Raw genomic sequence first — 13,299 nt, 5'->3', positions numbered from 1 at the left:
GTAGGCTCCGCGTCCATGCGTCATGCATGGATTGTCGGATGCCTGCTGCTCCTCGCCGCCTGTTCGGACAAGGTGACGGACAGCGCGGTGGCCCTCACGGTCAAGTACCCGGGCTATACCCCGCGCTGCCTTCGGGTGACCGCCTCGGATGCGGCGGCCCCGGAGCGCAAGAGTGAGGAGCTCATCACCCAGTCCAAGCTCGCCACGGACGAGGACCGGACGCTCATCCTCGCCGTGTACCGCGAGAAGAGCTGGAGCCCGCAGGTGCAGGTCCAGGTGGCCTCCTACGCCACGGCGGACTGCACGGACACCGCCATCGAGACGCGGCAACTGGCCTCGGCGGTGACGCTGCCCGCCGAGGGCTCCGTGCCGGCGGCGCTCGAGCTGCTGGCGCAGGACGTGGACAAGGACGGCTACGCCGCGCGCGCTCCGGGTGACAGTGCCATCCAGGGCACGGACTGCAACGATGGCCGGGACGCGGTGCACCCCGGCGCCACGGCGGTGTGCGACGGGGCCGCCAACCTCAACACCGACTTCGACTGCGACGGCAAGCAGGAGTGCAACGGCGGCGGTTGCACGAGCGATGACATGTGCGGCTCGGGCTTCTGCGTGGCGGGCATCTGCTGCAACAGCGCCTGCGACCAGCCGGCTCAGTGCCATGGCGCGGGGACGTGCGGCACGGGCACCTGCGTCTATCCGGTCACCGCCGGCGTGGCCTGTGATGATGGCAGCAAGTGCACCAGCGGCGACACGTGCAACGCCAGCGGGACGTGCACGGGCACGGCGAAGACGTGCACCGCGCGGCCGGGCCAGTGCTACGCGGAGACGGGGACCTGCGTCGCCGCGACGGGCGAGTGCGACTACGCGCCTCTGCCCACCACGGCGTCCTGCGACGATGGCGTCAAGTGCACCCTCGCTGACCGGTGCAACGGCAGCGGGACGTGCGCGGGCACGGCGAATCCCTGCAACACGCCGCCCGACACGTGCCGCGAGGCGGCGGGCACCTGCAAGGAGGCGACGGGCGCGTGCGAGTACGCCCCCCGGCCCACCTCGGCGGCCTGCGACGATGGAAACAAGTGCACCCTCGATGACAAGTGCAACGGCGGCGGGACGTGCACGGGCACGGCGAAGACGTGCAACGGGCCGCCGGACCAGTGCCACGCGGACATCGGCACCTGCAATCCCTCGTCGGGCTCGTGCAGCTACGATCCCAAGCCTCCGTCGGCGGCGTGTGATGATGGCAAGGACTGCACCACGTCGGACCGGTGCGATGGCGCGGGGGCCTGCGACGGCACGATCAGCTGCACCGCGCCGAGCGTCTGCAAGGAGGCCCTCCCGGTCTGTTCCGCCGATGGCAAGTGCCAGTTCAGTGTGGTCGCCGCGCAGGTGGGCAAGGTCTGCCGCCAGGGCGGGAACGCGGGCACCTGCGATGCGGATGGCGAGTGCCAGCCGTTGCGGTTCACCTACGCCGTCACGAACAACTTCGATCCGGTGGCCATCGCGTCCAACCCCATCGACGACCTGGACGTCACGTGCGATGCCACCTTCGATTCCTCGGGCACGCCGTCGTGGACGTTCGCTCCGGGGTGCAGCTTCACTCCGCCCACGCACGTGGTGACGGGGGGCAACGTGGTGCTCGCGGTCCGCCACCTGTCCCTGAATGCACCCCTGCGGGTGGTGGGCACGCGGCCCGTCATCCTGGCGGTGTATGGCGATGCCACGCTGAACGCGGAACTCCTGGCCCACTCGGCGCGTGGGGCGTCGCGGGTGGGAGCGGGGAGCGGGGTGGGGTGCTCGGCACGGACGGGCGGGGCGGGGAGTCTCAGCGGGAATGATGGAGGCGGAGGCGGAGGCGGTGGTCTCGCGACGGAGGGGGGCCTCGGCGGCGCCGAGGACGGCGGCGCCACTGCGACCAGGGGCGCGAAGGGGAGCGCTCTGGTGACAGGCGGTTTCTCTCCGTTGGAGGGGGGCTGCCAGGGTGGGGCGGGGGGCGGCATCACGGGCACGACCCCGGGCGAGGGAGGCCCTGGCGGTGGGTCGCTGCAACTCTCGGTGGCGGGCACGCTGACGCTGGGGAGCGTGGTGTCCGTGAGTGGCGCTGGCGGTGGCGGCGGCGATGCCACCGTCAACAACGCGGCGGGTGGCGGTGGCGGCGGTAGCGGAGGAATGCTGGTGCTCGAAGCCGGCACTCTCGTGGTCGAGTCCACCGCCCGGGTCACCGCGAATGGCGGAGCGGGCGGGGAGGGCTCTGATGCTCAGAGCGGGACGCAATCCCCGGGAACCGCTGGTGCGGATGGGAGCACGCAGACCGCCATCGCGGTGGCGGGCGGTGACGGCACCGCGGTTGACGGAGGCGCGGGGGGCGCGGGAGCGGCGGGGAGTACCGGTCCCGGCGATGGTCTCGATGGGACGGGCTCTGGCAGCACGCATGGTGCCGGAGGCGGTGGCGGTGGTGCCGCCGGCCGCATCCTCCTGCGAGGCGTGACGAGCTGCTCCTCCATTCCCGCGGGAGCCATCATCAGCCCGGCGGCCACGGCCAGCTGCCCTCCGTAGCCGGCGGGCACCGCGAGTCCTGGAGCGGTCCGTCCGCCGGGCATATGGTGTGGAGCGTCTCCAACTCGAATGGAACGCTCCCCATGAAGAAGCTCCTCGTTTCCGCGTTGTTGGTCCTGCCCGGCGTGGCGTCCGCCCAGTTCGACGAAGCCTCGCTCGCCAAGGTGCAGGTGAAGTCCATGCCGGTGTCGGGCAACGTGCACATGTTCGAGGGTGCCGGCGGCAACATCGGCGTCTCGGTGGGCCCGGACGGCGTCCTCATCGTGGACGACCAGTTCGCGCCCCTGGTGCCGAAGATTCGCGCGGAGCTCGGCAAGCTGACCAAGGGCAAGGTCAAGGCGCCCGAGTACGTGCTGAACACGCACTGGCACTTCGACCACACGGGTGGCAACGCCGCCTTCGGCCGCGAGGGCACCATCGTGGCGCACAAGCACGTGCGCACGCGGCTGATGAACGGGCTGGAGAGCGCGGCGATGGGCATGAAGATTCCGCCCGCGCCCAAGGAAGCGCTGCCGGTCATCACCTATGACCAGGGCATCTCCATCTTCTTCAACGGTGAGGAGATCCAGGTGACGCACCTGCCCACGGGCCACACGGATGGCGACAGCATGGTGTACTTCACCGGCTCCAACGTGCTGCACCTGGGAGATCAGTTCACTGGGGACAAGTACCCCTTCATCGACCTGGAGAGTGGGGGCTCGCTGGAGGGCTACCTGCGCAACGTGGAGCGGGTGCTGCAGACGCTGCCCGCCGGCGTGAAGATCATCCCGGGCCATGGTGCGCTCAGCGGGCGCGAGCAGCTCGAGACCTTCGCGCAGATGCTTCGCGACACGGTGTCCCTGGTGAAGGGGAAGCTGGCCGCGGGCAAGACGCTCGAGCAGGTGAAGGCCGAGGGCATGCCCGAGAAGTACAAGACGTGGGGCGATGGCTTCCTGAAGCCGGAGCAGTGGCTCACGGTCGCGTACCAGAGCCTGAGCGGGCAGAAGCCGGAGCCGGCGAAGAAGCCGGAGGAGCCGAAGAAGTAGGGCGTCCCGTTGCAAGCTCCCGGAGCCGCGGGGCGGTGCGCACGAGCACCTCCCGCTGCTCGGCGTGGAGCTTCACGCCGGGACGTGCACGCCGCAGGTGCAGCTCGGCGCCGTGCACGTCCGGGCTGTGGCCCCGGGCCAGGAGGATGGCCGCGGCGACGGTGCTGGATCTGCCGTGGCCGTTGGCGCAGTGGACGTACACCGGCCCGGGTTCCGCGAGGACGGCGCCGACGATGGCCAGCAGCGTGTCCTCGTCCGGCGCGCACGTGTCCAGCACCGGGCGGCAGAGGTAGCGCGCCCGGGTGCGGACCTCGCGCGGCTCGGCGAACTCCGAGGTCAGATCCACGACGAGGGAGACCGCGGGCGGCAGCTCGTGCGCGAAGGGGCGGCGTCCCAGGAGGAGTCCCGGGGCCACCTCGTGGAAGCACGGCTGCCGCGAGAGCACACGCCGCACGTGCCACACCGTCCAGGCGAAGAGGAAGTAGGGCAGGAGCAGCAGCACCGGGCCCCATGCCAGAGAGCCATCCTGGCGCTTGCCGAGCAGCCCCGTTCCGCGGCGCAGGTAGGCCCCGCCCACTCCGAGGAAGCTGACGCCGAACCACGCGAGCGCCCAGCTCCCGGCGGCGGAGCCCAGGAGCAACGCGAGCACCAGGCTGGCGCCGCCGCAGGCCATCAAGAGGAGTCCCGTTCTCATCGCGTCCTGGCTCCGGTGGCCCGGGCACGCCGCGCCCCGGCCGGGAGTGTGCACGCGGCGGGCCCGCGGAGTCCCGCCCGGAAGGAGGCCCGGGAGGGGCGGCGAGGCTGCCAGCTTGTCGGGGAGGCCCCGGGGCCTCGTGACACGGTGTCTCCCCCGGGAGCGGGTCCTGGATTGAATCAATCCGGGGGGGCGCCCGTCAGAAGGAGCAAGAACGATTGGGAGGATAAGACCATGATGCTTCGGCACGGACTCTTCACCCTGGCTCTCTCCGCACTGCTCCTGGCCCCGGTGGCCGCACGGGCCGATGACTCCCAGTGGGGCCGTCACGACGCCTCGCCGGTGGGCCAGCCTTCCCACGGCGGACAGCACCTCCACACCGGGGGCTGCTACCACCCGGCGCCGACGCCTCCTCCGGCCCAGCCCCCGCGCTCCAACCGGCCGCGTCAGTCGGGGCGTTATGAGCTCCAAACGGTCCAGAAGTTCGTGCCGGGCCACTACGAGCAGGTCTGGGTGGAGCGGGACTGCCGGTACCGGCCGCGCCGCAACGTGACGAAGTGCGAGGGCGGCCACTACGAGAAGCGCTGGGTGGAGGGCTACTACCAGCCGGTGCAGGAGTGGGTCTGGGTCCCCTCGCACCGGGGCCCCTACGGCCGCGGCTGAGCAGGACGTGCCCGGCGCTGAATCCCCAGGCTGTTCCCCGACGCCTCGGCCCTTGTGGCCGGGGCGTTCGTGTTTGGGTGCGCCCGGGGCCCGTACGCCCGGTGGAAAAAGCCCCCGGTTTCGAGGGGGTGGCGGGCCCGCGGTTGGGCACCGGACAGGGTCACCCGGGTCGTGGACTGCCCCTGAGGCAGGACCCGGGGTAGAGTCGAGCCGTGTCCTCTCGTGAGCCATTCCTCGGTGTCGTCCTGGTGCCCGCGGCTTCGGCCGCGCGCGAGCCGCTCGCTCGCGCCGCCGCCCAGGCCGGCCTGCGGGTGGTGGAGACGCCGGAGCAGGCCACCCTCGGCTTGGTGGACCTCACCACGCCGGAGGGCACCTCCGCCCTCTCCACGCTGCTCGCCACGCCCGCCGGGGCCCGGCTCTCGCTGGTGGCCCTGGTGGAGCCGGGGGAGCAGTCCTTCGCCCTGCTGGAGTCGCTCAAGCCCGCGGAGGTGATGACGGCCGGGGGCGAGCCCTACGAGCTCGCCTGGAGGCTGCGGCGTGTCGCCGAGCGCCACCGCGAGCGCCAGGAGCTCATGAGGCGGCAGCAGGACCTGTCGCTGCTGGTGGAGCTCACCGCGGACTACGCCGAGAGCTTCGACGTGGAGGCGCTGCTCCATGACGTCACGCGCAGGCTGGCCGAGCGGCTCGGCGTCAGCCGCGCGGCGCTGGTGATGCTGGACAGGCTGGGAGAGGGCGCGCGTGTGGTGGCCGCCAGCGACGCTCCCAACCTGGAGGACCTGCGCATCGACCTGGACCGCTACCCGGAGGTGCGTGAGGCGGCGCGCACGGGCAAGCCGGTCATCGTGGAGGATGCCTCCCACCACCCGTTGCTGGAGGGGGTGCAGAACGAGGTGGCCGCGCGAGGCATCCAGGCGCTCGCGGCGCTGCCGCTGCACATCCGGGGCGAGGTGCGCGGGGTGCTGCTGCTGAGGGCCTCGGGCGGGGACCGGCGCACCTTCGCGCCGGATGAGATCGACTTCCTCAACACGGTGGCGCACGCCACGGCGGTGGCGCTGCGCAACGCCTCGCTGCTGCAGACGGTGCGCGGGCAGACCGAGCGCGAGATGTCGGCGCGCATCGCCGCGGAGGCCAAGGCGGCCTCGCTCGAGACGTACCACCTCTTCTTCGCCAACGTGCGCGAGGGCGTGGCCATCCTCGACGACAAGGCGTGCGTGCTCAGCCTCAACCCTGCGGGCGAGGCCATCCTGGCGACGCCCTCGGAGAGCGCGTACGGCCGCCACCTGGTGGACGTGACGCAGCCGCTGGACGAGTCGGTGCTGATGGAGCTGGTGACGGCGGCCCGGCGCGGCGAGTCGCGCTCGGACGTGGACCTGATGGTGCGCGCGCCCGATGGCCGGCGCCTCACGCTGAGCCTCTCGGCGGCGCCGCTGGAGGACGGCCGCCGGGCCATCATCCTCTCCTTCCGGGACGTGACGCAGGCGCGCCAGCTGGCCGACGAGCTGCGCCACACCAAGGACTTCCTGGAGCGGCTCATCGACTCCTCGGTGGACGCCATCGTCGCCGCGGACATGCAGGGCCGCATCATCCTCTTCAACAAGGGGGCCGAGGCCCTCTTCGGCTACGGCGCGCCGCAGGCGTTGAGCGGCATGCACGTCAACCAGCTCTACCCCAATGGGGTGGCCCAGCGCATCATGACGCAGCTGCGCGGCACCGAGCACGGCGGGCGCGGGCGGCTGTCGGTGTGCCGCCAGGACGTCGTCAACCGCACCGGGCAGCTGGTGCCGGTGAACATGACGGCCTCCATCGTCTACGAGGGCGGCCGCGAGGTGGCCAGCGTGGGCATCTTCACGGACCTGCGCGACCGCATGGAGCTGGAGCGCAAGCTGTCGGACGTGGAGACGCGCCTGGAGGAGAGCGAGAAGAACGCGGTCATCGTCGCGCTGGCGGGCACCGCCGCCCACGAGCTCAACCAGCCGCTCACCTCGGTGATGGGCTACGCGGAGCTGCTCAAGCGCAGGCTGAAGGAGGAGGACACCTCCTACAAGCCGGTGGACATCATCTACCGCGAGGCCGAGCGCATGGCGGAGATCGTCCGGAAGATCGGCCGCATCACGCGTTACGAGACGAAAGCCTACATGGGGTCCCAGCAGATATTGGACCTCGACAAAGCCAGCTCCCATGACGACTGAGTCGCGTCGCCTGCCCGTGCCGGAGAGCCCCTCCGCCGAGGCCTTTCGTGCCTTCTTCGAGACGGTGGAGCTGCCGGCGGCGCTCTGCGACACGCAGCTGTGCCTGAAGCTGGGCAACAGCGCGTTCGCGCGCTTCTGCTTCGACCATGGGCTGACGGTGGAGCAGATGATGGAGGGGCTGGGGCAGGCGCGGATGCCCGAGGACGGGGCGGCGTGCGTGGTGGAGGTGCCGCTGCCGCAGGGCGGGGTGGTGGTGATGGAGCTGGCGCGGCGGGGCGAGTCCATCTCGGTGGTGGGGCGGCGCGAGTCGGAGCTGATGCGCGGCCAGCTGGTGGTGGTGGAGCAGGCGCTGCTGGAGCAGGCGCGCACGGAGGGGGTGCTGCTGGACCTGGGGCGCAGCGTGGCCGAGGCGGGCAGCGAGGAGGAACTGGTGGCGGCGGTGGCGCGCGGGGTGAAGGAGCTGTTTCCCGGGCGGGCCTTCTGCATCCGCATCATCGACGCGCGCACCGGTGGGCTGACGAGCCTGTACGCCGAGGGGCGATTGAAGGAGGGCTCCCGCGAGCCGCTGGTGCTCAAGCGCACCGCGGTGGAGAAGATGCACCTGACGGCGGCGTCCATTCCGGTGGGCAAGGTGGTGGTGGCCGCGCTGGTGCCGTTGCTCTTCGAGGGCAGCACGGGTGGGGTGAGCGCGCCGCTGGTGGCCAGCGGGCAGCTCTACGGCGTCATCAACCTGGAGTACCCGGCCTCGTTGCGGGATGAGCCGGACCCGTTGCAGGACGAGCGCGTGCTGGTGCAGCTGGCCAACCAGGTGGCGGTGGCGGTGAAGAACGCCAAGCTCATCGACGAGCTGACGTTCGTGCGCAAGTACCTGGAGGAGCTGCTGGAGAAGGCCAACGCCCTCATCCTGGTGGCCAACCGGGACAAGAAGGTGGTCGTCTTCAACCAGGCCATCAGCCGCCTCACCGGCTTCAGCAAGGAGGAGGTGCTGGGGCAGGACGTCTTCTCGCTGGTGCCCGAGGACGAGCACCTGCGGCTGGCCTCGGTGCTGGCGGCGGCGATGCGGGGCGAGGCGGTGCCCAACTTCGAGCTGCGGCTGCGTACGCGCGCGGGGGAGGCGCGCGTCTCGTTCGCCACCTCGTCGGCGCTCACCTCGCAGGGCGAGGTGGAGGGGGTGATGGCCATCGGCCAGGACGTGACGGTGGTGGCGCAGCTGGAGCAGCGGGTCATCCACGCGGAGAAGCTGGCGTCCATGGGGAAGCTGGCCGCGAGCGTGGCGCATGAAATCAACAACCCGATGACGGCGGTGGTGGCGTACTCGGAGTCGCTGCTGCAGCGGGCGATGATGATGGGGAGCGCGGGGGCGGCGGACTCGGAGAAGCTGCGGAAGATATTGGAGAGCGGGCAGCGGATTTTGCGCTTCACGAGGGACCTGACGTCGTACGCGAGGCCGGCGAAGGACAAGGTGGAGCGGGTGCAGCTCAACGCCCTGGTGGACAAGGCGGTGGGCTACTGCGAGCACGTGTTGACGCAGTCGAAGGTGAAGGTGGAGCGCGACTACGGGGAGATGCCGCCGTTGCCCGCGGTGCCCGCCAACCTGGAGCAGGTGTTCGTCAACCTCATCACCAACGCGTGCCACGCGATGAAGCCGGGCGGGCAGGTGATGCTGCGGACGCGGCGGGAGGGGCGCGAGGCGGTGGTGTGGGTGAAGGACACGGGCAGCGGCATCGAGCCGACGCACCTGTCGCGCATCTTCGAGCCGTTCTTCACGACGAAGACGGAGGGCAACGGGACGGGGCTGGGGCTCTCCATCGTGCAGCGGATCGTGGAGAAGCACGGGGGCCGGCTGGGCGTGGAGAGCGAGCTGGGCCAGGGCACCACCTTCACCGTGCGCCTGCCGCTCGCGGACTGACCCTCAACTTCCCCTCTCCCCCCCGGGAGAGGAGCCCCCCGTCGTTCAAAGGGGGGGCAAGCCCCCCGGGGTGAGGGTGCCAGGACCCCGGGTTCCTACCCGTGGCGCAACTCAGCCCTCGGACTCATCATCGAGCTCGCGGGTGAACTCCTCGTTCGTCAGGAGTCCCTTGCGGGCCATGATGCGCATGAGGGCCCAGAACTTGCGTTCCAGCTCCTCCACCCGGTCCACGGGCTCGGCAGGAGCCGAGTCGCCGAAGAGCGAGTCCAGCGCGGCGCTGACGTCCCCAGCAGGTTTCGCGCCAGCGGGCCGGGCCTGGCCGCGCTTGCGCCGCCGCTCCTGCTCGCGCTCCTGGATGAGCTGCTCGAGCGAGACGCGGCGCGTCGTCTCCCCGGGGGGCAGCTCCTCGCCGACGATGATCTCCTCGATGTCGTCCTCCAGCGCGTCCGGAATGGGCTCCGGGGCCTGGGCGGGGGCCGGAGCCGGCCGGTGGTAGTAGCGCTGGATGGCGGTGCGTACGGCGGACAGCGGCGCCACCCGGGGGCTCACCTTCAGGCCCGTGGTGAACTCCATCTCCTGGAGGCCCGCGGCGTCGAGCGGGTCGGCCATGGCCACCACCAGCAGCCGGCGCCCCCCCACGCTCTCCAGGGCCACGGGAAACAGGTCATGCTGCTCGCAGAAGCGCGAGCGCAGCAGGTGGATGGCGCTCCAGTCCGGGGGCCGGGTGCCCAGGTCGATGACGGGCACGCCCAGGGCCTCGCTCAGCGCGTGGGCCAGGGTCTTCTCGGTGATGGCGCCCAACGACACGAGCGCGGCTCCCAACCGCTGGTGGGTCCGCTGTTGCGCCTGGAGCGCCGCTTCCAACTGGGCCGCGGTGATCGCCCCCCTCTCCAGGAGCAGCTCGCCGATCCGCTTTCGGGCCATGATCGGCCGCCCTTAGCCCCGCCCCCCCGGTCCGTCAAGCAGGCGACGCAGCGCGAAATGAACCGTTCGTTCGCCACCAGACCAGCCGTCCTGGCGGTGTCCGATCGCAAAATTCCCGTGGGATTTCAGCAACTAAGAGCACTGGGTGTGCCTTGACACTCTTGGAGATGCGTTCCTAAAGTCCGGCTCCAATTCATGCCATTCCCGGCAAGGGAACCGCGTGGGAGTCCATGCGGTCAAACCCCCCGGCTGGCTAGGCCCGCCATGTCGGGCAGCCCCTCTCTGGAGGCCATAAAGCGATGAACACGGGGTTTTTGACGAATCTGACCATCCTCGCCAATGCCGGCGGTCCCGAGCGCGGCCTCTTCGAGGAGATTGCCAAGCGCTGGGAGGCGGGTCAGTGGGGTATGTATCCCATCGCCGTCTGCCTGGTGTTCGCGCTGGCCATCATGATCGAGCGCGGCATCATGTTGTTCGGCAAGGCGTCCATCAACAAGGACGCCTTCCTGCGCGGGCTCAAGAAGCACATCTACGCCGGTGACCTGGACAAGGCCATCAACTACGTGGCCGGCCAGAAGCAGACGCCGCTCACCCAGGTCATCAAGGCCGGCCTGATGAACGTTCCCAAGGGCGAGGAGGAGGTCCAGGCCGCCCTGGACGAGGCCAGCCTGCGCGAGACCCCGAAGATCGAGGCCCGCACCGGTTACCTCGCCATGCTCGGCAACGCGGCGATGCTCGCCGGTCTGCTCGGCACGGTGTCCGGTCTGATCGCCTGCTTCGAGGCCGTGGCCAACGTGAACCCGGCCGACAAGGCGACCATTCTCGCCAACGGTATTTCCGAAGCCATGAACTGCACCGGCTTCGGGCTGCTCACGGCCATCCCCGCCGTCGTGGCCTTCTCCATCCTGTCGGGCCGCGCCACCTCCATCGTCAACGACATCAACGAGACGAGCGTGGCCGTGCTGAACCTGATCGTGAACAACCGCGACAAGTTCAAGAACGCCACCGTCTCCGCCTCCGCCCGGGACTCCGAGGAGTAGAAGTTCACTCCTGCAGGGAACCTGGAATCCGGGCGCGTTGTCGGTGGGTATGACGCGCGCCCTTCTTCGTTGAACGTCGTAGCGAGCGCGGGCGGAAGGAGAGTGCCATGGCCGGTGGAATGGATCTCGGGGGAGGTAAAGGCAAGAAGTCACTCGACGTTGCCATCAACCTCACCCCCTTCATCGACCTGATGGCGGTGACCATCAGCTTCCTCATCATGACGGCCGTCTGGACCCAGATTGGCCGGCTCCAGGTGGCTCAGGCCGGCGGTCCGGCCACCGAGGAAGAGCAGAAGCAGGAAGAGCAGACCAAGACGGTCCAGTTGACGCTGTTCGTCACGCCCACCGAGCTGCGGCTCGCGGCGGACCAGAGTGAGTTCCCGCCCATCGAGGCCAAGCGCGGTGCCAACGGCAAGCTGGACCTGGCGCCGTTGATTGCCCGCTTCAAGGAGCTCAAGGCGCAGTTCCCGGATCAGGCGGCCATCACGCTGCAGACCGAGGACAAGGTCCGTTACGAGGACCTGGTGCGCATCATCGACCAGTGCATCGGCGCCGGCCTGCCCCAGGTCTCGGTGTCCGCCATCATGGGTTAGGGAAAGCATCCACCATGGCCATCAAGGTTCCCGGCAAGCGCTACGGCAAGCGGCTGCAACACTCCAAGGTGTTCGGCCACGGTGCCCACCACGGCAAGCACGGCGGCAACGCGGACGTGCTCATCACCCCGCTGGTCGACATGTTCGTCATCATCGTGCTCTTCCTCATCGCCAACTTCTCGGCGACGGGCGAGGTGCTGATGATGACCAAGGACATCCAGCTGCCCGAGGCAGTCAACGTCAAGGAAATGGAGATGAACCCGGTGGTGATGGTCTCCGGCGACGAGGTCACCATCTCCGGCAACGTGGTGGGCCGGGTGCAGGATCTCGTGAAGGAGGAGTACCTCAACATTCCCGCTCTCGAGGAGAAGCTGCGGGACATGAAGAAGCAGTTCGAGGACCTCCACACCATGGCCGAGGGCAACAGCAACGCCTTCAAGGGTGACGTGAACATCCAGGCCCACAAGGACGTGGAGTTCTCCATCATCAAGCGGGTGATGTTCAGCTGCGCCAGCGCGGGCTACAACAACATCAACTTCGCCACCCTGCAGAAGGGCGAGGCCGGCGCCGAGCCGCCCACGGCCGCCGCCACCCCGTAATCCGCCGCACCCTCCGGGCCAGAGTGCCCGGAAGAGCCCACGCCCCGCGCTCCGGACTTGTCCGGGCCGGGGCGTTGGTGTTTCCAGGGGACATGCCCATGCACCTGCGCGCCGCGCTCTTCGACCTGGATGGCACCCTGCTGGACTCGCTGCGCGACATCGGCGCGGCGATGAACCACGCGCTCGCCACCCACGGCCTGCCCGTCCACCCGCTGGCCGACTACCGCCGCTTCGTGGGCGAGGGCGTCCGGGTGCTGGTGTCCCGCGCCGTCCCCCCGGGCCTCGAGGACAGCCACGAGCCGGTGCTGGCCGCCTACAAGGCCTTCTACGCCGAGCACCTCCTGGACCACACCCACCCCTACCCCGGGGTGCGCGAGGTGCTCGCCCGCCTGCAGGACGAGGGCGTGAAGCTGGCGGTGCTGAGCAACAAGCCCGACGCGGCCACCCGCAGGTTGGTGGAGGCCCTGCTGCCGGAGGTGCGCTTTGGCGTCGTCTACGGCGAGCGGGCCGGGGTGCCGCGAAAGCCGGACCCCACGGCGGCGCTCGGGATTGCCGCCGAGCTGGGCGTGGGGCCCGGGGACTGCGCCTTCATCGGCGACACGGCGGTGGACATGGACACCGCGCGCGCCGCCGGCATGTACGGCGTGGGCGTCACTTGGGGCTTCCGCGACGTGGAGGAGCTCCAGGCGCATGGGGCCCGGGCGCTCGCCCACACCGCGGACGAGCTGCTCCAGGCCCTCTCGAGCGCGCCCCGCGCCGCTACACGACCTTGACGCGGTGGGGGAAGGCGCTGGCCCGGGCGGCCCGCTCCTTGTCCTCGGCGCGGTTGTGCGCCGTGGCCGCGGCGATGAAGTGGCACACCCAGCCGAGCAATCCACCCGTGCCCAGCCAGAAGCCCGGGGTGATGATGAGCCAGAAGAGACCCCGGAGGATGTCCCCGTTGTAGAGCTGACCCACACCGGGGATGAAGAACGACAGCACAGCGGCGATACCAGGGCGGGACATTCTCGTGTTGCCTCCTTGTCCTTCCCTACGGAGGCCGCGCCGGTCCATTGCACCCCAACGACGGGGAGTGAACTCCGCCCGCTCATGTGTCGGGTGGGCAAGGGC

At 70.0% G+C, this 13,299-nt stretch carries 12 protein-coding genes; 9 read left to right on the top strand and 3 right to left on the bottom strand.

Going from position 1 to position 13,299, the window contains the following annotated elements:
- Nucleotides 1–15 precede the first annotated feature (15 nt).
- Together NR798_RS42990 and NR798_RS42985 are read left to right on the top strand one after the other, a co-directional pair.
- A complete protein-coding gene (locus NR798_RS42990) occupies nucleotides 16–2,553 on the top strand; it encodes a putative metal-binding motif-containing protein (RefSeq protein WP_375768410.1) in 2,538 nt (845 codons plus the stop codon).
- An 83-nt stretch (nucleotides 2,554–2,636) separates the two neighbouring features.
- Nucleotides 2,637–3,578 carry an MBL fold metallo-hydrolase gene (locus NR798_RS42985; protein WP_375768409.1) on the top strand — a complete coding sequence of 314 codons (942 nt, stop codon included), beginning with the start codon at nucleotides 2,637–2,639 and terminating at the stop codon, nucleotides 3,576–3,578.
- On the opposite strand, the gene NR798_RS42980 is transcribed toward NR798_RS42985, so the two are convergent.
- Complete coding sequence (locus NR798_RS42980; protein WP_375768408.1) at nucleotides 3,505–4,272, bottom strand: protein-tyrosine phosphatase family protein; 768 nt, start codon at nucleotides 4,270–4,272, stop codon at nucleotides 3,505–3,507. The two genes, NR798_RS42985 and NR798_RS42980, sit on opposite strands and share 74 nt — an antisense overlap.
- A 234-nt stretch (nucleotides 4,273–4,506) precedes the next feature.
- On the opposite strand from NR798_RS42980, the gene NR798_RS42975 reads away from it, so the two are divergent.
- From NR798_RS42975 to NR798_RS42965, 3 genes are all read left to right on the top strand, one after another.
- Entirely contained in the window at nucleotides 4,507–4,935 is a 429-nt protein-coding gene (locus NR798_RS42975; RefSeq protein ID WP_375768407.1) for a hypothetical protein, read from the top strand.
- Nucleotides 4,936–5,147: 212 nt separating this feature from the next.
- Nucleotides 5,148–7,124 (top strand): PAS domain S-box protein, encoded by a 1,977-nt coding sequence (locus tag NR798_RS42970; protein ID WP_375768406.1) that lies wholly within the window; start codon nucleotides 5,148–5,150, stop codon nucleotides 7,122–7,124.
- A complete protein-coding gene (locus tag NR798_RS42965) occupies nucleotides 7,114–9,033 on the top strand; it encodes an ATP-binding protein (RefSeq protein ID WP_375768405.1) in 1,920 nt (639 codons plus the stop codon). Before NR798_RS42970 ends, NR798_RS42965 begins: the two co-directional genes overlap by 11 nt.
- A 111-nt stretch (nucleotides 9,034–9,144) precedes the next feature.
- Here NR798_RS42965 and NR798_RS42960 read toward each other — a convergent pair whose 3' ends face one another.
- Nucleotides 9,145–9,957: a hypothetical protein gene (locus NR798_RS42960; protein ID WP_375768404.1), complete on the bottom strand. Its 813-nt coding sequence runs from the start codon at nucleotides 9,955–9,957 to the stop codon at nucleotides 9,145–9,147.
- A gap of 299 nt (nucleotides 9,958–10,256) precedes the next feature.
- Here NR798_RS42960 and NR798_RS42955 point away from each other — a divergent pair, with 299 nt between their 5' ends.
- The 4 genes from NR798_RS42955 (at nucleotide 10,257) to NR798_RS42940 (ending at nucleotide 12,962) form a co-directional block, all read left to right on the top strand.
- Entirely contained in the window at nucleotides 10,257–10,997 is a 741-nt protein-coding gene (locus NR798_RS42955) for a MotA/TolQ/ExbB proton channel family protein (protein ID WP_375768403.1), read from the top strand.
- Nucleotides 10,998–11,104: 107 nt separating this feature from the next.
- Entirely contained in the window at nucleotides 11,105–11,590 is a 486-nt protein-coding gene (locus tag NR798_RS42950; protein WP_375768402.1) for a biopolymer transporter ExbD, read from the top strand.
- A gap of 14 nt (nucleotides 11,591–11,604) precedes the next feature.
- Nucleotides 11,605–12,189 (top strand): ExbD/TolR family protein, encoded by a 585-nt coding sequence (locus NR798_RS42945; protein ID WP_375768401.1) that lies wholly within the window; start codon nucleotides 11,605–11,607, stop codon nucleotides 12,187–12,189.
- Nucleotides 12,190–12,287: 98 nt separating this feature from the next.
- A complete protein-coding gene (locus NR798_RS42940) occupies nucleotides 12,288–12,962 on the top strand; it encodes an HAD family hydrolase (RefSeq protein ID WP_375768400.1) in 675 nt (224 codons plus the stop codon).
- On the opposite strand, the gene NR798_RS42935 is transcribed toward NR798_RS42940, so the two are convergent.
- Nucleotides 12,949–13,194, bottom strand: a complete 246-nt coding sequence (locus NR798_RS42935; protein WP_375768399.1) for a hypothetical protein — start codon at nucleotides 13,192–13,194, stop codon at nucleotides 12,949–12,951. The genes NR798_RS42940 and NR798_RS42935 overlap by 14 nt on opposite strands.
- Nucleotides 13,195–13,299 lie beyond the last annotated feature (105 nt).

Source organism: Archangium gephyra (genome assembly GCF_042230915.1).
GTDB classification, from domain to species: Bacteria; Myxococcota; Myxococcia; order Myxococcales; family Myxococcaceae; genus Archangium; species Archangium gephyra_B.
This window is presented reverse-complemented; position numbering and strand designations above follow the sequence as displayed.